This window comes from Paenibacillus sp. (assembly GCF_031177825.1).
In the GTDB taxonomy this organism is placed as follows: Bacteria; Bacillota; Bacilli; order Paenibacillales; family YIM-B00363; genus Paenibacillus_AE.
This window is the reverse complement of the sequence record NZ_JAPSKE010000028.1, coordinates 23,475-45,053: the sequence shown is the minus strand read 5'-3', so window position 1 is coordinate 45,053 and position 21,579 is coordinate 23,475. Positions and strand designations below refer to the sequence as shown.

Here is a 21,579-nt window from a genome sequence, read left to right as displayed (position 1 = left end):
TGAAATACGCGCCTCCGTGGATAGACTTTAGCATTCGCTACGCCAAAGCAGACGAGATCATGGATTTCGAATTCGAATAAGTCATTACGACGATGATGTAGAGGTGACGTATGGTTGAAAATGACATTGCAACGGCAGTCGACGCAGACCGCCTTCAGGCGATCTCAAACCGGATCTTAGCGGAAGAGAGCGGAGCCCTCATGGAATGGAGCTGCCATTCGATCGGTCCGCGCGTCAACAATTTCGTAACCGGCGGGGTTTTCAGAATATCCGGAACTTCGAGGATTCGCGAAGGAGCGTACCGGGCCTGGTCGGTCATTGTAAAGGTCGTAAGAGAAGATCCGCAGCGGGACGACCCCGCTCATTATAATTACTGGCGCCGCGAGATTATGGTTTACGATTCAGGTCTTCTTCGCAATCTGCCGGCGAATCTCGTTGCGCCGCAATGCTATGCGATCGACGGACAGGTCGACGGATCGGTATGGTTGTGGTTGGAAGATATCCCTCATGAGCCGAGAACATGGGAATGGGACGATTATCGATACGCAGCGGGAAAGCTGGGGGAGTTCCACGCTGCATATCTGCTAGGAGAGCCGCTTCCCGAGGCCCCCTGGTTGAATAAACAATGGATGCGCTCCTGGATCCGAGAATGTATTCGCTATCGGGATGCGCTGGATCCGCAGACCAAGGCGATTCTAATATCCGATCGAAGGACAGATTCTCTCATCCAAAGATTTACTCGCTTGGAAGATTCGATCCGCGAATGGCTCCAGGTCCTCGAGCGGCTTCCAAGGACATTCTCCCATCAAGATGTTTACGAGCAAAACATTATGTTGGACGCCGCCCGAGAAGAGGAAGGGAAGCTTGCGGTCATCGATTGGCAATTCGCGAGCGTTTCGGGAATCGGGGAAGATCTCGGTCGTTTCCTAGGGTTAGCCGTAAGCCGGGGTCATGTACCTATCGATCGATTCGGGGAGTACCGCGAGCTTATTATTTCGTCCTACATCAGCGGCTTGAAGCGCGCCGGCTGGGACGGAGACGAGACCCTTCCGCGAATCGGTTGTTTGGCGGCTTTCGCGTTGCGTTCCGTATGGGAAGCCCCCAAACTATTAAAGAAAATGGCGGAGCATCCGGACTCGACAGAGTGGGAGCGCTTGTTTTCCGTCGTGGAACATCAATTAGAGGCGGCGTCGGAAGTCGAACGATTATTGGCGGATCGGAGGAGGAACCATGACGCTTCTTAGACCGAGAGTTTGTGCCGCGATCGTCAAAGACGACCGCATCTTAATGGTGCTGCATGAGCACGGAGATCTGAGTTATTGGACACTCCCCGGAGGCGCCGTCGAAGAAGGGGAAACCCTGGAAGCGGCGGTATTGCGGGAAGTAAGAGAAGAAGTGAATCTGAAGGGGACCGTCGAACGGCTGCTTTTCGAAGACACGTATGCCTACGGTCCTGACCATTGTTTTTTAGTCCGTGTCGACGACGGGGAAGTCGCGCGGCTTGGGTACGATCCTGAATTGGCTTCGAACGAACAAATCTTGAAGGATATAGCATGGTTTTCGCTGGCCGACAAGAAGGACGATAAACAAGTGAAACGGGTGATTGAAGGTCTCTCCGTTCCCATAAGTCAATGGGTCGGAGCAGCGGCCGTATGCGTCGATGCGGACAACCGATTGCTCATGGTACTGCAAGGGAAACCGGAAGAGGAGAAGCGATGGTCCGTTCCCTCAGGCGGGATCGAACCCGGAGAAACATTGGAACAATGCTGCATGAGGGAAGTGTTCGAGGAGACGGGATACAGGTGCAAGGTCGTAAAGAAAATCAATGAAAAAGCGGGATCGCACGGCGCTGTGGAATACCATGTTACATACTTCGAAGCGGAGATTTTAGGCGGTACTCCGACGATTCAAGACCCGGACGGACTGATTTACGATATCGATTGGAAAAACGCGGAGCAACTGAAAGCCCTGCCGTTGTCTTTTCCCGAGGACAGAGAATTCCTGTTGCATGAATTGGAGGCGCCATGTCGGGAAAAAAACTAGCGAACCCCAGAACGCATAAGGATTGGTTGCCCCCGCACTCGCTCGAATGGTATGCGCAACTCGGGAGAAACACCGGACAATACCAACTTCCGTGGCATTCGACGATTGCGGGGCCGAATGCCGAAGCGATTTTCGAGGAAGAGGTCTCGTCTATGGTCCGGAATAACATCGTGTTAGACATCGGGTGCGGACACGGAGAGTTTACGGCACGTTGGAGTCCGGTGGTAACACAAATTGTCGGCATAGACATTACTAGCGATTTTATCGAAGCGGGAAAAGAGAAAGGTTTGGCGAATGTATCCTTCGTCGTGGCCGATACGAAACAGAGGCTGCCGTTCGAAGACGGCGCATTCGATTGCGCGTATAACCGCAAGGGACCGACTTCCGCATATCTCGACGTTGGACGGATTGTGAAGCCAGGCGGTCGCATTGTCGGCCTTCATCCAGGCGACCGGTTATCGCCGGAGCTGTCGCAGCTGTTCCCCGGTCTATTCGAACCGTCGCGCGAGGGCACGCCCGGGTTGGATAAAGTGAAGGCTAATTTAGAAAAAGGGGGAGTGCTCGACCGAGCCTCCATCGAAATCGTGAAGAGCGTATCCTACTTGCACGAGTCATTGGATGTCGTGAAGATTTGCTGCTTCGGGCAAGCGCCTACAATATATGAGATGGTTGTAAATACCTGTATGCCTGATATTGAGGAGACGTTCGAACGACATGCTTCCGAACGAGGGTTGGCGATTTCAGGCGAGGCTTATCTGGTTCGAGTCAGCTTGTAGACGGATCATCCGCGACAACGAACGGCAGCTCAGGACGCAAGCGCGCCGCAAGCTGCCGGTTTTCGTCATGCTGCTCACGATGTGAAAAGCTTCGCGTATTCCCCGTACCCTTCCTCCTCGAGTTGGTCCTTCGGCACGAAGCGAAGGGCGGCGGAGTTGATGCAATAGCGTAGGCCGGTCGGTTGCGGTCCGTCTTCGAACAGGTGACCGAGGTGCGAATCGCCTTCCTTGCTGCGGACCTCGGTTCGGACCATGTTATGGCTGACATCGATATGCTCGGTCACGCCTGCCTCGTCGATCGGCTTCGTGAAAGAAGGCCATCCGCAGTGCGCATCGAACTTGTCGAGAGAGCTGAACAGCGGTTCGCCGGAAACGATGTCGACGTAGATGCCCTCCTCCTCATGATCCCAGTATTCGTTGCGGAACGGAGGCTCGGTTGCGTTGTTTTGGGTAACTTCGTATTGAATCGGAGAGAGTCGGCGTTTCAACTCCGCATCCTTATCCCGATCCTTCCAGGCTTCTTTAATGAACCGTTCGCGGCCCGAGCCGGCGAAATAAGCTTTGTACCGAACCGGATTCGTCTTGTAATACTGTTGATGATACGCCTCCGCCGGATAAAACGGGGCCGCCGGCAGGATCGGCGTGACGATCGGCTTGGCGAATCGACCGCTTTCGGCAAGGCGTCGTTTCGACTCTTCCGCGAGCGCACGCTGTTCCTCGTCATGTACGAAGATAGCCGTGCGGTAGGAGTCGCCGCGGTCGCCGAATTGGCCGCCGGGGTCGGTCGGATCGATCTGCTGCCAGAACAGCTCGAGCAGTCGTTCGTAAGAGAATATCTCGGGATCGTACGTAATTTGCACGGCTTCGTAATGGCCCGTCGTATCCGAGCACACTTGCTCGTACGTTGGGTTCTCCACGTGGCCGCCCGTATAACCGGAGACGACGGAGTGGATGCCGGGCTCTTCGTCGAACGGCTTCACCATGCACCAGAAGCAGCCGCCGGCGAACGTGGCCAGTTTTCGAATATCGCTCATGAATGGAACACCTCATTGTATAGTGGAGTGAACGGATACCGAAATTTTATCAGACTGCGGGGCATATGCAAAATGCGGATGCTTCCGAACGCCTGCGGACTCAACCGCAGGTTGAATGTAACGAATACTCGCTTATACGGTTATTGTTCCCCTCGCGATTCGCCCATAAAATGGTTGATGAGAGGAAGGGGAGCCGTTATGAAGGAAACCTTAGCTAGAAACATAGCAAGATATCGGAAAGAAAGAAGTTTTACCCAGGAAGAGCTTGGACGGATGCTCGGGCTTTCTTATCAAGCGGTGTCGAAATGGGAAAATGCGCAAACGATGCCGGACCTTGCCTTGCTGCCGGATTTATCTAAAGCGTTGGGGGTAAGCATCGAAAAGCTGCTCGGCTATATGTCGCAAGACGGCCGGGTTTCCATCTACGAGGAAGAATACAAGATCCCCGGTTACTATTGGGGAACGGAGCCGAATACGGCTTGTTACCAAGTTTTGCGACTACGGCCGCCGACGCAACGCCTCAAGCTATTGGACATCGGGTGCGGGGAAGGGAAGGATGCCGTATTTTTCGCGAGAAACGGATACGAGGTCACCGCGTTCGACGTCTCGGATGCGGGAATCGAGAAGACGAAGAGACTCGCCGACAAGGTTGGAGTGCATGTCGATGTTTTTAAGGCGGACCTATTGGATTTTCGCTTAGACGCCCATTTCGATATTTTGTTTTCCAGCGGCGTGCTTCATTACATCAAACCCGACTATCGCAATGAAATTTTCGTGAATTACAAGCAATTCACAAACCCGGAAGGCGTTCATGTCTTTAACGTCTTTCTTGAGAAGCCTTTCATTGCGCCTCCTCCGGAACGGGAAGAGAATGCATATAAGTGGTATTCAGGGGAGTTGCTTTCTCATTATCACGATTGGCTTATTTTAGAAAGTTCGGAAACCGTGTTCGATTGCAACTCATCCGGGATTCCTCATAAGCATGCGATGACGAACATGATTTCTCGAAAGATCACCGAACCGCTAGGATGATAAGTAGCATAATGACTTAAGTAAGCCTCCTGTTCATTTTTTGGACGGGAGGCTTACTGTTAGCCAATTCGCCTGGTTAGTTCGTGCTTCATTAACGAAACCTATCGGATGTATAAAAACAATGAAGTTTGATTCGCGCGAAACCCGTGTTATCATTCCACTATATGGAAAGCGGGTGGTGCTTTGTATGAAAGATCAAGATCTGTCCGAGCGGTTCAGGGGATTTGCCGAGAGGGAATGTAAAGCCTCAAGCGGGTTGTATGAACATCTTGCAGGGCACATCGCCGACGACGCAGCGCTGCTTCGACTGGCTGCCCATTCGAGACGGGGCCAACCCGTTCCGAATCTTTTCCTAGGAGCGGTTCATTATCTTTTATTAGGGGGCATAGAGCACCCTTTAGCGGAGTATTACCCAAGTATCGTAATCAATCCTCGGGAAACTTCGACAGCCATTCATTGCTTCAAAGATTTTTGTAAGCAGTACGAACATGAGATCATGGAGATCATCCAAACCAAGCTTGTACAAACGAACGAAGTGAGGCGCTGCTCTTACTTGTACCCGAGCTTTTGTTACATTTATAAATTAACCGATACACCTTTGGCGCTCGTCGAGATCGGAACGAGCGCCGGACTGCAGCTCTTGTGGGACAAATACAGTTATTCTTACCGCGCCGATAAGAAGTACGGGAACGAAGCGGCGGTTCTGGAGATCGTATCCGAGCTCCGTGGAGATAACTTCCCATACCTCCTTGAACGTAGCCCGCCTGTAACGTCGAGAACCGGAATCGATCTACACGTTATCGACGTGACCGAGCCTAGCGAGTACCTATGGCTGAAAGCATTGATTTGGCCGGAGCATAAAGAGCGGGTAGCCTGCTTCGAAAGAGCCGTTATGTGTTCGGAAGGGGAGCCTCGGAAGTTGCTAGAGGGGGATGGCGTCTCTTTACTGCCGGAGATAGCCTCAAACATTAGTAAAGATTCAACGCTTTGCATATTTCATACTCACGTAGCCAATCAGATGAATCATGAAGCTAAACGAGCGTTGGAGAAACATATTCGACATATCGGACAGGGGAGAGACGTGTTCCACCTCTATAACAATATGTGGGATGTAGACTTTCTTCATCTTGATTATTACAAAAACGGGAAGGAGCACAAAGAGATGGTGGCCCATATCGACGGGCACGGCCGATCGTTCCGTTGGTTGTTATGAATGCGAAAATTCGTAGGAGGATTTCGGGTGCTGCGTATTGTACCGATGAGCGAGGATGTCGCTAACGCGATATTGCGATGGACTTACGAAAAACCGTACGATTTTTATAATAACGATCAAACTCCGGATGCAGTAAGGGAACTGCTCGACAGTAATTATTATGCACTATTGGATTCGAATAAAGAGATCGTCGGATTCTATTGCGTCGGCCATTCGGCTCAAGTCCCCAACGATCAGTATCGATACTCCGAGAACTACCTCGATGTCGGCGTCGGAATGAGACCCGACCTGACCGGCCAAGGCTTAGGTACGGCTTTCTTCGCAACGGTTCTGAGTCATATGCGACAAGAACGCCGTGCGCTGCCTAAGCGCCTAACCGTAGCTGCGTTTAACCTTAGAGCAATACGTCTGTATCAGAAGTTCGGGTTTACCCGGGAAGCGGAATTCCTGAAAGGACGAACCCGATTCATAGTCATGGCGCAAACCGTTGAGTCGGCATACGACGAGGGGAGGGGACAAGGATGAACGGACTTATCACGGACAGATTGCGAATCAGGGAATATACCGTAGAGGACCTTCCTGCGCTTCACGATATTCTTTCAGAACCGTTAACCATGAGTTTTTGGCCGAAACCTTTCCGATATGACCAAACCGAAGAGTGGATCGTAAAGAGAGGCATCGAACATTACGAACGCGGGTTCGGCAGATTTGCGATCGAATGGAAGGAAACCGGAACACTCATCGGAGATGCAGGACTCCTAAGCATGGAGATCGACGGTATAATCGAAAACGATTTGGGTTATATCGTCCATTCCGGCTATTGGGGACAAGGCATCGGATACGAGGCGGCAAGCGCCGTCTTGAAGTATGGGATTGAAGATTTACAGTTGCAACGAATTTGTTCGAATATGCCCGTGGACCACGAGGCGTCAAGGAAAGTAGCCGAGAAGCTCGGGATGACGCTCGAGAAACGATTTTCGAATCGTAGAAATCGGGACCTGTTGACGTGCCTGTACGCTTGGGATAAAAAGAGGAAAGCGCGGTGAGGGTGGAACTTTGATTATTCGTGTGTTAGAGGCATCGGATGCGGCAGCGTATCGAAACCTCCGATTAGAGGCGTTGCTGACAAACCCGGAGGCATTCGGGTCCACGTACGAAAGGGAAGCGGAATTTCCGTTAGAGACGGTGATGGAACGGTTACAGCCAACGGGGAACAGATTCACTTTAGGAGTGTTTCTTGAGGACGACTCGTTAATCGCGATCGCAACCTTCGTCCGCGAAACCGGTACCAAGACCGCGCATAAGGGGAATGTCTTCGGCATGTACGTGTCGCCCGCGCATCGAGGGAATGGCGTCGGGAAGACGCTTATGACCGAGTTGTTGCGGCTGGCGGGAGAGCGGGAAGGATTGGAGCAAATCAACCTGACGGTCGTATCCGATAATATTCCCGCGAAGAAAATGTACGAGGGGCTTGGGTTTGAGGTTTTCGGGATCGAACGAAACGCGTTAAAATACAATGGCCTTTCTTTCGATGAGGATTGGATGGTTTATCGGATGAAACTACCGGGTCGCTGATCCGGTAGTTTCGAGCGCGAACCGTTATGCTTCTTTCGTTCTCGCAACTCCGAGCGCGAAATGATCCCACAAGATTTGTTCGGCCTCGCGCAGTTGATGCTCCTCGCACGTAACGATAATGATCACCTCGCCCGTTTTCCCCGTATTCTTTTGTTGCCTCTGTTTACTATTTCTTATGTAATACACGACTACATTGATCAGCACGCCGAGAAGGATGCCGGTCGCAGCGCCGATTAATCCCCATACCACGGGGCCCCATTTCCAAACGAACCCTTTGCTCGCCCCGACCGTTGCAAATACGAAGGCGAGTATAAATCCTTTATCTAGAAGGGTCGCGCCGTCGCTGCGGTGCAAGCCATCCATGAGTCGGGGTTCTTCTTTACGCAAATCGAGCGGAATGGCATAGATATCGGTAATTCCCTTCTGCTTGAGCTCGGTCATGGCGATTTCCAGAAACAAGGAATATTGGAATGTCGCAAAAATTTGCATTATTCGATCCGCTCCTTAACCCGGAAAACTCTACCTGCAGGCTGAAAATGTTGCACTAAATACGTTCTCATCTCCCGATCGAATAACTTATTGTTTTCGACCGCGGACGTGTAGGATTCGTAAATGGAATAAAAATAAAAAGAAGGGAGGTACATCAGCCATTGGGCGTTTAGAACCGCATTGGAATGTTCCAGATCCCCGAGAATGAGGTAATGAATCGCCAGAAGCAGATTCGAGTTCTCCATTAAGACTATGGTGGCTGTCAAGAAGAACGCCGCCGACAAGATCTGATGCTGGTACAGCTGCCCGAGGCTTGGAATGGTTACGGCCCATGCCGCGGAGATCCAAGGTTTCCGTTTATCCAAATAATTTAACCCCAGAGGACTGATGGAAAATGTGCTTAGCGGCTTGTTCTCCCCTCTGGCGATAATAAATTGTTTGTTCACATCGATCGTCGATCGGTAGCTGTCCCAAACCGCGAAGAGGTACACGGGAATGTACATTGCCATATATTTCGGCTCCAAAACCTCCTTCGCGGCTTGAAAATTCCCGTTGAAGGAATGCACCATCGCTAAGTTCAAATGAATCTTTTGATTAATGAACAATTCCCACAGGACCAACGCGAATCCTCGGAGATATTTATTGAGTAAGAGGTGCCCGAAGCCAGGAAAGGCCAATGACCAGCAAGCGATAGTATACGGATTGCGCAAATGCAGTTGCGTTGTACCCATGAGGTTTACATTAGCTATATAGCGACGACTGCGATATGGATTGCGAAAATTGTCCAAGTTGTCCTCCGATGACATAAGAATGATTTTGCTTATAATTCCCAATCCTGTATCGATCAATCCAACAAGAAAAAAACCATCTGCGAAAATCGTAGATGGTTCCGTAGTAAATTCTCTATGCTGTAGTTGTCGTATTCAATAGTTCAAGCAGCGTTCTCGATTTATCCAAAGAAGAAATCTTTGATCATCATCAGGATGGCCGTGATTCCCGCAGCCATCAAAGGCCCGGCGGGAACCCCCTTCAAGAAGACGATGCCGAAGATGGACCCGATGACGAGCCCGGCGATCAAGTGGGGTTCGGCCTGCAGCAACTGAAGGCCTGTCCCGTTCGTGTACGTGGCTAGCGCGCCGCCGGCCAACGCAAGAATCCCCGGCGGACTCGTAAAGATGGAGACGACGTCTTTCCTTGTGATCTTCCCGCTCAAAAAAGGGACTAGCACCCCGATCGTAAGCAGCATAAGCCCCGTCTCAAGTCCTCTTCGTTCGATGACGGGGAGGAGTTGATCCAGGGAGAGCAGCTTAATGACGAGGAGAATGCATGCCGAGGTTGTAACATTGCGGGACCGCCCGATCAGGCCGATAACGACTAAGCCGACAAGCAGCAATTCTCCGTCCATAGCAAGACCCCTGTCCATTTCCGTTATCACCAGTTTATGAGCGGACAGAAGGAAGATAGAACGCTTGTCACCTCTCTACAGTCCTCTAGAATGCAATACTGCCGCCAGCATCATGCCGGCGGCAGTCGACGTCAATTAAATACCAAGGGCTTCCAACGGGACTTCGAACACATGCTTAAGCACCAGTCTGGCCGCCAGTAGCGTCTCGTCGGGCATCCGTTCCAAGTGGATCAGCTTTACGCCGCGGCTCGTCAGCGGAATGTTGCTCTGCACCTTCTCCGTAAGAATCGAGAGGATGTCCTGGCGAACGGCGGTTAATACGCGGCCGGTCAGAAGCACTCGATCCGGGTTGAGGAACGTGACCGCATTGCTAAGCGTCATCGCGAGGGCATCCACCATGGCGCCGTACATCCGCACGACTTCCTCGTCCCCGTTATGATAGGCGCGGGCGAAGCTGTCCAGCGTGTAGCCCGTCGTTACCCCGAGTCCGCTAATCGAGAGCAGCGTCGTAAGGCAGCCGACGCCTCCGCAAAGACAAAGATGAGCGTCCTTCCCGACGAAGGCTTTCACATGTCCGAACTCGCCGGCCACGAAGGTCGAACCGGAAATGAGGCGCTTCTCCGACACGATCGCGCCGCCGATGCCATAATCGAATTTCAATGTGATATTTTCCGCGGAATCGGAGAGAGAGCCGTTCATATTCTCGTTGAGCGCGAGCAAATTCGCATCGTTTTCCAAATAAACCGGCATGTCGAACTTCTTCTCCAACGCTACCTTGACGGGGATACGCTCGAACCCGATCCCCGGCGTACGCAGCAACACGCCTTCTCGCGAGTCCGCCAACCCTTGCACGCTGATTCCGATCCCTCTCGTATGGGTAACGTCCGGCGCTTGCCGCAGCAGCTCCTCGATGACTTCGATAAGCAGTTGGAGCAAGTGCTCCGAATTGCGGTACTTCTCGGTGCGTCGCTCAGCGCTATAGAGAACCTCCGGGCGAAAATTACACATCGAACCTCGAATATATTTTCCCGCCAGTTCGATGCCGATGACATAGAAGTTGGAGCTGTTGACGGACAGTTGAATTCGTTTGCGCCCGCTTCCCGCCTCTAAGGGCAGATGTTCGCCCTCGTATACGACGCCTTCTTCCAGCAGCCTGTTGACTATATTCGTAACGGTCTGTTGGCTTAAGCCCGTCCGCTGCGCAAGCTCCACGCGCGAGATGGAACCGGACGTGTAGATCAATTGTAAAACCTTCTGTTGGTTAATGGATTTTAATAGCTTATGGCTCGTGTTTTTTTGCGAATGCAATCCGAAGACCCCGCTTTGACGTGCGATTATTTGCAGATCGTAATAATTAATATAATTGATTAAATAATTATAAAGAAAAACGAGGTGGATGGGAAGAGGGAGGTTCTTTGCAATAAAATTATATTTTTGCTCGAAAGGAAAATGTGGCCAGAAATCGAATTTGTTTTTTGAAAGCGCAACCGAACCTCGTACCGAGCGAGCGTCACGATTGCGTCTTTGTCTCCGTTATTAATAATTCCAATTGATTAAAGAAAAGAGGTGATATCTGAATTTTCGCAACACCATGCAGTTTCTCGGAAACAAGGTCGAAAGAAAGTCGAAAACTGATGGCGAAGGAGCAGTGAAATGAGGAAAAAGACTTGGAAACGCAGCGTGGTTGTCGTCTTGGCGGTAGGGATGCTCTTGTCATGCGTTCTGCCCATGGGAAGTCGGACGGTCGCGGAGGCGCAGGAAGTCAATCCGCCGATTAGCCCTCCGCGCATGCTGATTACGGAGATCGTACCTGACTCTGCGAATGTCGGGGACGACGACGGCTTCGAGTACGTGGAGGTGTACAACAACTCGGACCAGCCGATCGACTTCGGGGACTATCTCATCGGATACCGTTACCCGGGCAACCCTCCGGGAACCGATGTGCCGTTGATCCCGTACGTCAACGTCGTCATTCCTCCGCAGCGGACGATGGTGTTTTGGGGAATGAACGCGTCGTCGGAAAGCTTAACGGTGGCGGATTTTAACGCGAATTACGGGACTGCCCTTGTGGAAAACGAAACGATCGTCCGGATGCCGGGCGGCTTGAACGATCTGCGCGAACGGATCATCACCGTGTCGACGCGAACGGGACGCGATGTCGTAACCGCGGCGTACAATAAGGGCGTCATCGATACGAAAGCGGATATGGGGATCAAGTATACCGTTCCCGAACCCGGCAGTCTGGAGATGCGAATGATCGGCTCCACGGCCGACCGCGGCACCCCGGGAAGCGTCGAACCCGGGCAAGTTCCGAGCGAGCCGGTTTCTCCGCTGCCGGACCCGACGCCGCCGGTCGTTCAAAGCTTAACGAGCATCGACCGGCCGGACGTTACGAAACCGATCGAATTCGTCGCAAGCGCGTCGGACGATTCATTGCTCGCGCACGTCATGCTTCATTACAAGTCGATCCGGGACGAGGAGTTCCAAACCGTCAGCATGCTGAACGGGACGAACGGCGTGTTTCGGCAATCGCTCGATTTCGAAGCATGGTACGGCAGCCCGACGTTGGAGTATTATTTCGAGGCTTCGGACGGCACGAACCGGACGGCGACCGAAGTCGCGGTCGCCTCGTTGACCGGCGAGGACGCCTCCGGCGCACGCTTGAACGTGTCCGACGGCGAGGTGCTGACGGGCGTCAAGCGGATCATCGGCACCGGGGCGGGCGCGGATCCGGAACTGCTTGCCTTGACGATCGACGGAGCCGAACTTGGAACGAAGCGCGCGTTGGAAGCGCCGCCTACGCTTGTCTTCGAGGCTCACGACGTCAGTGCGGGGCAAAACGCCGTCACGATGAACGGGGAAGTCATCGACATCATTCCGTACAATACGATGAACTACGCCACCGTCCGCGTGCCGATCAGCCCCGGCAATTTCGAGTACGGACGGGCGAATACGGTCGAGATCCGGGCCGGCTCGACGAAGAGACCTTATTACGACGAGGCTCCCGAGGCCGGATTGGACGATTTCCTGATCCGGAACATTCGATTGGAGTTAGCGGACGGAACGGAGCTGAGAGACCCGCAGTATGCGGATCCGGCGTTGCTGCTCGACATGGGAGACAACGGCCGGTTTTTACCGATCGTATCCGCGCAGTTCGACATACCCGAGGACAAGTGGGTACAGAAGCCGTTGGCGGAACAGGCATTGTCGGCTCCTGCTTATTTCGTCTTCGAGGCGAACGACATTAACGCGGGACAAAGCGTAGTGACCTTCGGCCGCGAGGTGCTGCACTTGATTCCGTTCCATACGACGGGCTACGCCACGGTCGTGGTGCCCGTCCGTCCGGAGTTGTTCCATTACGGGGAACGTCATCGGTTCGCGATTCGGGCGGGCTCGGTCAATCGGCCTTATTACGAGGAGGCGCCGGAGGGCGGTTTGGACGACTTCGATATCCGCAACGTGCGTCTCGTCTTGGCGGACGGTACCGAGCTGCGCGATCCGAAGTATGCGGATCCGGCGCTAAGGTTCGATATGGGGGATAACGGCAGATTTCTGCCGATCACGTATTTCGACTTCCACATTCCGGACGCTCGGTGGAAGGCGCTGTCGTACCTGTGGGACACGGCGGCGTCGGCGGACGGCTCGCATCAGGTACAGCTTTCGGTTGCGGGGGCGGCCTATGCGGCTGCGAACGTATTTACGGACAATCGCGGACCGGAAATCGTCGCGAATATGATGGAGGGACAATCGTACAAGGGGGCATTCACGATCGAAGCGTCCGCCAGCGACATTGTCGCTCCGGTCGCATCGTTCGATGCGACGCTGGACGGTCGGCCCATTTCGTTGCCGTTCGCCACGTCGTCGGCGGAGCTGACCCCGGGCGTTCACGAATTGCATCTGAAGGCCACGGATGGAACGGGGCTAACGACCGAGCGAATGATCCGGTTCCACACGCCGGAGGAATTGCCGTCCGCACCGGAGATCCTGAGTCCGGTCGACGGATCGGTCGGGCTTGAAACCGATGTGGAGCTTCAGGTGAGCGTGGACGACCCGTCGGATGATCCGCTTCAGGTAACTTTCTATAGAGGTGAACGGATTACCGCGCTGGATCGGAGGATGCACATCTATTCGAATGCCGTGGATCGGGAGCCGCCGCTCCATATCGAGTCGGCGGGGGATCAGGCGTTCCCTGAAGAAGAGAAAGCCAAGCTTGACGCATCCGACGATGTGTACGCAGTCGCGGATTCTTATGAACGGTTCCCGTACCATCGCTTCGAAGTCGAGGTAGGCGGCGAGCTTGGAGCCGGCGATCGAATCGAGCTGTATTGGGAAGGGCATTCGCTCGAAGGGCGCAAGGTCACGCTGTACGCTTGGAACGTCGCATTAGGCGAATGGGAGCCGCTTGCGTCGACGGTCGCGACATCGGAAGAAGACTTCACATTGGCCGCCGCCGTGAGCCCCGAATCCTACGTGATCGACGGCCGCGTCCATGCGCTCGTGCAAGACTTGATCCCGGATCGCGGCGAATACGATTTTACGTTCGTTTCCTTGCCGGATACGCAAATTTATGCGGAAATTCAACCGGAATATTTCCAATCTCAGGTGGAGTGGATTCGCGATCATCAGGAAGCGATGAATATTCGTTACGTCTCGCATGTCGGCGATATCGTCAATTCCGCAGGCAACCGGGATCAGTGGGCAAGGGCGGATCGGTTCATGAGCGTGCTGGAGGAGGCGGGCATCCCTTATGGGGTCGTTGCCGGCAATCACGACGTCTTCGACGGCGGCGCGAACAGCGAGCCCGACTACAGCGCATTCGGCGAGTTTTTCGGGGCTGCGCGCTTCGAGAATCAGCCATTCTACGGCGAGTCGTATATGAACAACCGGGGGCACTACGACTTGATCTCCGCGAACGGCAATGATTTTATTTTCGTCTATATGGGTTGGGGAGTAAACGACGAGGATCTCGCATGGATGAACCAGGTGCTGTCGCAGCATCCGGACCGCAAAGCCGTATTGGTGCTGCATGATTACATTCGGGCGAACGCCGTCCGCTCCGAGACGGGGGAGGAAGTGTTCGAGAAAGTCGTCGTGCCGAACCCGAACGTCGCCATGGTCATTAGCGGTCACTACACCGGCAGCGCATTGAAGACGGACGCGATCGACGACGATAACGACGGAACGGCGGATCGCAACGTCTACCAAATGCTTAACGACTACCAAGGCATTCCGAACGGCGGGTCCGGTTATTTGAAGCTGTTCCACTTCGATACCGAGACCGACCAAGTATTCGTCAACACGTACTCGCCGTACTTGGACGATTACAATTACTATGACCCAGGGAAAGACGAATGGACGCTTCCGATGGAGCTGACGCCTCGACTAAAGCGAGTAGCAACGGATAAGGTGGAGGTGCGAGTCTTCGCGGACGAGGCGATCGGAGCCGCGATCTCGGCAGACAGCGGGTCCAACGTAAGCGTAAACTGGAACGGGTTGTCAGGGGACACGACCTATTCTTGGTATGCCGTAGCGGAGGATGCGTTCGGCGGACGGACCGCTTCCGAGCTTTCGAGCTTCCGCACGCGGTTCGTACTTCCGGAGCCTACGGGGGTTCAAGCGATCGACATCCGTTCCGCCGGAGCGACGATCGGCTGGAATGCCGTCGACCCGGGCGACGGATCGACGGTGACGTACGCGGTGTACGTGAACGGCGGGGAGGTCGGGTCGGTCACGGATGCCGTATATGCTATAGGGGGGCTTACGCCGGATACGGAGTATCGAATCCAGGTCGTCGCGAAGCACGAGCTTACGGGGACGGTATCGAAGCCGAGTTCCGAGCTGACGATTCGCACTTGGATCGACGTTGCGACGTTGGAGCGGGTTCTCGAAAACTTGAGCGCCTCGGGCGAGGTCGAACGTCCGCTGACGAACCGGATGTCCAACGCGCTTCGACAGGCGGCCCATCACGAGCAGGACGGACGAATGGAGCAGGCGAAGAAGGCCGTCGAGGACTTCTTGAAGCATCTGAACAACGAAGCGATACCTCCATCCGCTTCGGAGCACGCTAGACAATTGCTTCAGGAGAAAGCCGAGGCGTTGCTTCTCGCGATGAATTCGAATTCGACAAACCCGTAGAAGACGTCCCCCTCCGACCGGTCGGTGGGAGGGGGACGTATCTGGATAAAGAATGTCTTGACGAGCGAACCAAATTGTGGCATAAATAAATAAAGTCAATTGATTTATTAACATCGGATGAAGAAGAGGAATGGGAGAGGCAATGTGGATCGTCGACTGGGCTCTGATTGTACCGCTAGGCTTATTGCTCGTTCCCTTCCTGTACTTCGGTTGGATGCACTCTACAAAGCTGGAAGAAGGCTCCTGCGACGCCTTGATCGTGTTGGGTCAGCGTACGGACAACGGGGAGATCGGCGCGCTGCTCCAGGAACGCTTAGACACGGCGGTTCGACTGTTCGAACAGCACCGGTATCGTTTCCTGATTTTATCCGGCGGCGCCGTTGGAAGCGAGAGATCCGAGGCGGAAATGATGCAGGAATACCTGGTGAGACAAGGCGTACCGAAAGACAAAATCATTATGGAAGCGTTATCTCGAAATACGGTGCAGAATATCGCGTACTGCCGTACCCTTCTTCAACGATCGAATCTCAATTCATGCTTGATCGTGTCCAATTCGTTCCACATTCGAAGAATGAAATACATTGCGGGAAAGCTGAATGTGAATGCCAGGTTTTACGCCGCGCGCCGCCCGCGCAGCATCCTATTTATGCAATGGAAGCCGACCTTCCAAGAAATTCGAGCGTATCGTCTTTCCCTTCCCTGGATCAAGAAGCTGCGCTGAATGCAATAAAATTCATATTAATGTAAGCGGATACAATCAAAGGGGTGAAACCACAGCGAAAACGGGAGCTTTACAAAATCTTCATGCAGGCATGACAAACCCAAAACATAAGTGCAATACACTGGTCTTGTATTAAAAATCAATTGAATTTATTAATTGGAGGTCGATCATCTTGGTCCATGCAAGAAACATCGGGTTACGTAAAATGGTGGCAATCGGTATCGTCGCGGCAATGGGAGTGCTCACCGCATGCGCCGGCGGCAACGGCGGAGGCGATAGCGGCGAAAGCGCCGCAGGGGAGCAACCGAAGTCTAGTACGTCCGACACGCCGACGCCGGCCGCGGGGGAAACCGCGCCTCAACCGGAGGTTTACGAGAACGGATTGCCTAAGGATGAAAAAGTAACGTTAAAGGTCGGTTTCTTCGTAGGGGGCTACGGGCGCGATTGGTTCGACTACGCCGTCGAATCGTTCACGGAAAAATACCCCAACGTATCGTTCGACATTACGGCCTCGCCGGATTTGAAAAACTTGCTCTCTACGAAGATTTCCGCCGGCAACGACGAAGATATGTTCGACATGTTCAACACGGCGCCTCCGGGCGGCGTCGTATCCCTTGCCGAGGCGGGGAAGCTGGAAGAAATGGGCGACATCTGGGATTACCCGCTTCCGGACGTACCGGGCGAGAAGGTCAAAGACCGGATGCTGGCGGGGATGTATGAGTCCACTCCATTGATCGACGGAAAGATGTATGAATTCACGACGGCGAGCAGCTTCGGCGGGTTGTTCTTCAACAAGGCGCTGTTCGAGAAGAACGGCTGGAATCAAAATCCGAAGACGTGGGCCGAATTCGAAGCGCTGCTGGCGGACATTAAGGCGGACGGGATCATCCCGATCACGTTCCCGGGCGTCCATCCGAGCTATCACAGCTGGGCGTTCGGTCCCGCGAAGATGTTCGAATTGGCGGATATGAACGGTACGGTGGACGAGTTTATCGAAAGATACAAAACCTACGGGCTGCCGGAGTTTACGAGCCCGGAGCAGGTCGAGGTATGGACCCGGATTTACGAGCTAGGCAAGAAGGGCTATTTTGCGGAAGGCTTGCCGGCACTGACGCATACGCAGTCGCAGATGCAGGTCATTCAGGGCCAAGCGGCCATGGTTTCGACGGGAAGCCACGTCGAGAACGAAATGAAGGAAGCGACGCCGGCGGATTTCCAATGGGGCTACATGGCCGTACCGTTCCGGGAAAACGCGGACCAGACGCTTTGGATCCGCAGCGGCACGTCGAACTTCAATTATATTTGGGCGGCGAAGCCGGAATTGAACAAGAAGTGGGCGAAGGAATTCATCGTATGGACGCTGACGCTTGAGAATCAGCAATTCGCTGCGGAGAAATCCGGCGCGCTGCCGATGCGCAAAGACTTGATCGAAGACCCGGCCAAGACGGCGAATTTGTCGACATCGGCGCAATCCATCCTGAAATACATCGGCGACAATAACGCTCACACCTACAAAGCAAGCCGTTCCGTCAGCATTTCGGATCCGAATCTCGCGCAAGCGAACAAGCTGCTGGATGAAAATATCGTAAAATTCGCATTGGGGATGCAAGAGCCGAAGCCGATCCTGGAAGAAGCCGAGGAGCTCCTGAAGAAAGCCTTGGAAGCCGAACAGAAGTGAGCCGATGAGCGGGGAGGATATCCTCTCCGCTCTTACTTTATCAAGAGGAGCTGACCTCGATGCCTGAACCGACCGCGGCGAACACTCCGCGTTCCCAAGGAAGAAGCTTGGGGCTTGATATGGCGAAGACGCAGAAGTGGATTTTTCTTACGATCGCGATCGTGCCGCCCTTCGGCGGATATTTGGTGTTTACGTTGTTTCCGAATCTTCTATCGGTCTATTACTCGCTGCTGGATTGGGACGGATTCACGGACGCCACCTTCGTCGGGCTGTCCAACTTCGTAACGGCGTTCCAAGATAAATACGTATGGCGCGCCCTGACGCATAATCTGTGGTTTATGCTGACGGTTCCGTTCTTGGTCGTATTCGTCTCGCTCATTCTCGCCTATTTGATCACGAATAAATCTTATCGGGAAAATGGTTTTCTGAAAATATTGTTCTTCTTTCCGAACGTATTGTCCACCGTCGTCGTCGCCCTCCTCTGGGCTTTCATTTACGATGGGAGCTACGGGCTGCTGAACGGAATCTTAGGCGTCTTCGGCCTAGATACGGGCAATTTCTATTGGCTCGGCAACGAACGAACGGCGCTCGCGGCGGTCATTCCCGCATGGGTATGGGGCGGGGTTGGCCTCTACGTCATCATCTTCGCGAACGCGATGCTGGCCATCCCGAAGTCGCTGTACGAAGCGGCGATTCTTGAAGGAGCCGGCCATATGACCCGGTTGTTTCGGATTACGATGCCGCTCGTCATGCCCGTCGTCCGCGTGGGCATCTTGTTCTTAGTCGTCGGAACCTTGAAGAGCTTCGAAATCATCTTGATCCTTACGAACGGCGGCCCGTTCGGTTCGACCGACGTCATCGGCTTGTACATGTTTAACCTGGCGTTCGGCGACGAATATCGAAATTACGGGTACGCATCCGCCATCGGGATGATCCTGTTCGTTATCTTAGTGAGCGCGAAGCTCATTACGGACAAACTTTTTCCGAATAAGGGCGTTGAGTTCTAAATCGGGCGGGGAGGGATACCATTGAAGGAAAAACATACGTGGCTGGACGCGGTCTGGCGGATACTATTGTACTTCTGGGCATTAACGATCGTGTTCCCTCTATGTTGGGTGCTCTATGAATCTCTGAAGACGAATCCGGAGTTTTATCAAGATATATGGGCGCTGCCGAAACAATTGAATTGGCAAAACTACGCCGATGCTTGGACGGATTACGGCTTCGGGAGATCATTGCTGAATACGCTCTATTATGTGGGCGGCACCCTCATCGTCAGCCTTTTCTTCACGACCATCAATGCGTACGCGCTGACGCGGATGGAGTTCAAGGGGAGAAATTTAATCTGGGGCTTGATCATGCTGAGCTTGTTTTTGCCGGGCGTCAACGCGCTCGTGCCGCAATACGTCGTTATGCGAGAGCTAGGGCTGACGAACAGCATTCCCGGGCTGATCTTGCTGTCGGGCTTGGGAGAAAGCGTGTTCTACCTCATGCTGTTAGGCGGGTTTATGCGTTCGCTGCCGAAGGAATTGGAGGAGAGCGCGATTATGGACGGCGCTTCCCTGTTTCAAAAATTTTGGCGAGTCATCGTTCCGTTATCCACGCCGGGGATCGTGACGGTCGCCGTATTCAAATTTCTCGGGTACTACAACAACTTCATGGCTCCGTTCATCTACTTGAGCGATCCGGAGAAGTACCCGATCGCCGTGCAGATGTACTCCGCTAACAAGCAGATGGAGTATACGGCCGATTGGGTCACCTTGTTCGCGGGCGTCGCGATTTCGATGGTGCCGTCCATCATCATCTACATGTTGTTCCAGCGCCTGCTCATGGAAGGGGCGACGATGGGTGCGGTGAAAGGGTGAAGAGGAATATGAACCTTCCTGTTGTCGCGAAGTATAAGCTGATCGCGATCGATCTGGACGGGACGTTGTTGACGGACGGGAAAACCATAACGGACGAGACCAAGCGTTGGCTGCGCTACGCCGAGGAGCAAGGGGTCACGGTCATCTTCTCGACCGGCAGGGGGATGCAAACGGCCGAAGCCTATTGGAAGGAGTTAGCGCTCCGTTCCCCGATGGTCATGCTGAACGGCGCGGAAATCTGGAGCGGACCGGGAAAGCTGCACAAGCGGACGTTCTTGCCCCGCGAGGCGGTGCGAAGACTGCACGGCATCGCCGTCGACCGGGGGGAATGGTATTGGGGGTACAGCGCGGAAAGCTTGACGGGCCGCGAAGGATGGACCCCGGAGATGTTCGAGCGGGACTGGATGAAATTCGGGATCGGCAGCGCGGATCTCCGGCGCCTGGAAGAGATTCGGCAAGACTTAGAAAGCTGGGGTACGTTGGAAATTACCCGGTCGGCACCTACCAATCTTGAAATATCGGCCAAGGGAGTCTCGAAAGAGAGCGGAGTTCGCGAAGTGTGCAAGCTGGTAGGGATCGACATGCAGCATGTCATGGCGATCGGCGATCATCATAACGACATGCGGCTGCTGCAAGCGGCGGGGCTCGGCGTTGCGATGGGGAATGCCGACGAACAAGTGAAGGCTATCGCCCGTGCGGTTACGGCGACGAACAACGAGGAAGGCGTGGCGCAGGCGATTCGAAAGTACGTATTCGGTTTCGAGTAATGCGAGCGGTTGACGGGGGGGAGCGTATGGTCGACCTATGGGGGCAATTCGCGGCAGAGCCGGACAGCGTATGGCGGATCAGCGCCGCGGATTTGACGATCCGCATGGTTCTCGCCGTGGTGCTCGGCGGAATTATCGGGTTGGAGCGGGAATGGAGCAACCATGCGGCAGGGTTCCGGACGCATATCTTGGTTTGTATCGGATCCGCATCGATCATGTTGCTTTCTATATATGGGTTTTCTGAATTCGTCCATGAAACGAACGTACGCATCGACCCCGCTCGACTGTCCGCCCAGGTCATCAGCGGCATCGGTTTCCTGGGAGCAGGCGCGATCATGCGCCATGGCCTCACGGTGTCCGGGTTAACTACGGCAGCTTCCATCTGGGTGGTCGCGGCTATCGGATTATGTACGGGGGCCGGCTTTTACTACGGGGCCATCTTGTGTACGATTTTGGTAGTCATCATTTTACAAGTTTTAAACCGATGGGAAAGAAAAATGAGAAGATCCCGGATCGACCCCGAAGTGACCGTCAAGGTTACGAATCGTCCTGGCATTCTCGGGAAGGTCGCGATCGAGTTCGGGGCGCAAGGGATTCACGTCAGCAATGTAAAAATCGTGCAGGAAGAAATATCGGCGACGGACGAAACGGAGCAGGCGCCGACGCTTCTTGTATTTCGCATAAAGATCGAGAGCGGGGAAAAGCTGCTAGCCGTCGTGGATTGCATCCGCGCCTTGGAAGGCGTCTTATCGATCGATCTGAACCATCCGCTGTATAGGAAGTCGCCAGCATTGCCAAAGACGAAAGTTTCGGTAGGGGGATAAGGAAGCAAGCACCCTTAGAAAG

General features: G+C 53.8%; 20 protein-coding genes and 1 pseudogene. 16 read left to right on the top strand and 5 right to left on the bottom strand.

The genetic code is table 11. The features are described from left to right. The first annotated feature begins 110 nt into the window (after positions 1-110). The 4 genes and pseudogenes from RIN49_RS23510 (at position 111) to RIN49_RS23495 (ending at position 2,819) form a co-directional block, all read left to right on the top strand. The gene (locus tag RIN49_RS23510) at positions 111-1,244 is read left to right on the top strand and encodes a phosphotransferase (protein ID WP_309122585.1); all 1,134 of its coding nucleotides are present in this window, start codon (positions 111-113) and stop codon (positions 1,242-1,244) included. Continuing rightward, positions 1,231-1,563: pseudogene (locus tag RIN49_RS23505) on the top strand (NUDIX domain-containing protein); the annotation flags it as partial. The gene RIN49_RS23510 and the pseudogene RIN49_RS23505, both read left to right, overlap by 14 nt. Positions 1,564-1,623: 60 nt before the next feature. After that, positions 1,624-2,043, top strand: coding sequence for an NUDIX hydrolase (locus RIN49_RS23500; protein ID WP_309122617.1), 420 nt, complete (start codon positions 1,624-1,626; stop codon positions 2,041-2,043). After that, positions 2,025-2,819 carry a class I SAM-dependent methyltransferase gene (locus RIN49_RS23495; RefSeq protein WP_309122584.1) on the top strand — a complete coding sequence of 265 codons (795 nt, stop codon included), beginning with the start codon at positions 2,025-2,027 and terminating at the stop codon, positions 2,817-2,819. Before RIN49_RS23500 ends, RIN49_RS23495 begins: the two co-directional genes overlap by 19 nt. Positions 2,820-2,893: 74 nt before the next feature. Here the strand turns inward: RIN49_RS23495 and msrA are convergent, their stop codons facing one another. Further along, complete coding sequence (msrA, locus tag RIN49_RS23490; protein ID WP_309122583.1) at positions 2,894-3,853, bottom strand: peptide-methionine (S)-S-oxide reductase MsrA; 960 nt, start codon at positions 3,851-3,853, stop codon at positions 2,894-2,896. Between the two features lie 198 nt (positions 3,854-4,051). Between msrA and RIN49_RS23485 the strand changes: the two genes are divergently transcribed. The 5 genes from RIN49_RS23485 to RIN49_RS23465 all read left to right on the top strand — a co-directional run bounded on the left by RIN49_RS23485 (position 4,052) and on the right by RIN49_RS23465 (position 7,673). Next, the gene (locus tag RIN49_RS23485; protein WP_309122616.1) at positions 4,052-4,885 is read left to right on the top strand and encodes a methyltransferase domain-containing protein; all 834 of its coding nucleotides are present in this window, start codon (positions 4,052-4,054) and stop codon (positions 4,883-4,885) included. Between the two features lie 187 nt (positions 4,886-5,072). After that, positions 5,073-6,098 carry a DUF2332 domain-containing protein gene (locus RIN49_RS23480; protein WP_309122582.1) on the top strand — a complete coding sequence of 342 codons (1,026 nt, stop codon included), beginning with the start codon at positions 5,073-5,075 and terminating at the stop codon, positions 6,096-6,098. 27 nt (positions 6,099-6,125) lie between these two features. Then, positions 6,126-6,623 carry a GNAT family N-acetyltransferase gene (locus tag RIN49_RS23475; protein ID WP_309122581.1) on the top strand — a complete coding sequence of 166 codons (498 nt, stop codon included), beginning with the start codon at positions 6,126-6,128 and terminating at the stop codon, positions 6,621-6,623. After that, positions 6,620-7,144 carry a GNAT family N-acetyltransferase gene (locus tag RIN49_RS23470; RefSeq protein WP_309122580.1) on the top strand — a complete coding sequence of 175 codons (525 nt, stop codon included), beginning with the start codon at positions 6,620-6,622 and terminating at the stop codon, positions 7,142-7,144. The genes RIN49_RS23475 and RIN49_RS23470 overlap by 4 nt, the downstream gene beginning before the upstream one ends. 22 nt (positions 7,145-7,166) lie before the next feature. Continuing rightward, positions 7,167-7,673, top strand: coding sequence for a GNAT family N-acetyltransferase (locus tag RIN49_RS23465; RefSeq protein ID WP_309122615.1), 507 nt, complete (start codon positions 7,167-7,169; stop codon positions 7,671-7,673). Between the two features lie 24 nt (positions 7,674-7,697). Here RIN49_RS23465 and RIN49_RS23460 read toward each other — a convergent pair whose 3' ends face one another. The 4 genes from RIN49_RS23460 to RIN49_RS23445 form a co-directional block, all read right to left on the bottom strand. Continuing rightward, a complete protein-coding gene (locus RIN49_RS23460; RefSeq protein WP_309122579.1) occupies positions 7,698-8,162 on the bottom strand; it encodes a hypothetical protein in 465 nt (154 codons plus the stop codon). After that, positions 8,162-8,950 carry a hypothetical protein gene (locus RIN49_RS23455; RefSeq protein ID WP_309122578.1) on the bottom strand — a complete coding sequence of 263 codons (789 nt, stop codon included), beginning with the start codon at positions 8,948-8,950 and terminating at the stop codon, positions 8,162-8,164. The genes RIN49_RS23460 and RIN49_RS23455 overlap by 1 nt, the downstream gene beginning before the upstream one ends. Before the next feature lie 161 nt (positions 8,951-9,111). Continuing rightward, positions 9,112-9,567, bottom strand: coding sequence for a DUF441 domain-containing protein (locus tag RIN49_RS23450; RefSeq protein ID WP_309122577.1), 456 nt, complete (start codon positions 9,565-9,567; stop codon positions 9,112-9,114). A gap of 135 nt (positions 9,568-9,702) precedes the next feature. Next, positions 9,703-10,875: an ROK family transcriptional regulator gene (locus RIN49_RS23445; RefSeq protein ID WP_309122576.1), complete on the bottom strand. Its 1,173-nt coding sequence runs from the start codon at positions 10,873-10,875 to the stop codon at positions 9,703-9,705. 345 nt (positions 10,876-11,220) lie between these two features. Between RIN49_RS23445 and RIN49_RS23440 the strand changes: the two genes are divergently transcribed. The 7 genes from RIN49_RS23440 (at position 11,221) to RIN49_RS23410 (ending at position 21,557) form a co-directional block, all read left to right on the top strand. After that, positions 11,221-15,702 carry an FIMAH domain-containing protein gene (locus RIN49_RS23440; protein WP_309122575.1) on the top strand — a complete coding sequence of 1,494 codons (4,482 nt, stop codon included), beginning with the start codon at positions 11,221-11,223 and terminating at the stop codon, positions 15,700-15,702. 130 nt (positions 15,703-15,832) lie between these two features. After that, complete coding sequence (locus RIN49_RS23435; RefSeq protein ID WP_309122574.1) at positions 15,833-16,423, top strand: YdcF family protein; 591 nt, start codon at positions 15,833-15,835, stop codon at positions 16,421-16,423. A 172-nt stretch (positions 16,424-16,595) separates the two neighbouring features. After that, on the top strand, positions 16,596-18,101 hold the full coding sequence (locus tag RIN49_RS23430) for an ABC transporter substrate-binding protein (protein ID WP_309122573.1): 1,506 nt from the start codon (positions 16,596-16,598) through the stop codon (positions 18,099-18,101). A gap of 59 nt (positions 18,102-18,160) precedes the next feature. Next, complete coding sequence (locus tag RIN49_RS23425) at positions 18,161-19,108, top strand: carbohydrate ABC transporter permease (RefSeq protein ID WP_309122572.1); 948 nt, start codon at positions 18,161-18,163, stop codon at positions 19,106-19,108. 21 nt (positions 19,109-19,129) lie between these two features. Further along, a complete protein-coding gene (locus tag RIN49_RS23420) occupies positions 19,130-19,966 on the top strand; it encodes a carbohydrate ABC transporter permease (protein ID WP_309122571.1) in 837 nt (278 codons plus the stop codon). Between the two features lie 8 nt (positions 19,967-19,974). Then, a complete protein-coding gene (locus tag RIN49_RS23415) occupies positions 19,975-20,733 on the top strand; it encodes a Cof-type HAD-IIB family hydrolase (protein ID WP_309122570.1) in 759 nt (252 codons plus the stop codon). A gap of 26 nt (positions 20,734-20,759) precedes the next feature. Beyond that, entirely contained in the window at positions 20,760-21,557 is a 798-nt protein-coding gene (locus tag RIN49_RS23410) for an MgtC/SapB family protein (RefSeq protein WP_309122569.1), read from the top strand. The last annotated feature ends 22 nt before the right edge of the window (positions 21,558-21,579 follow it).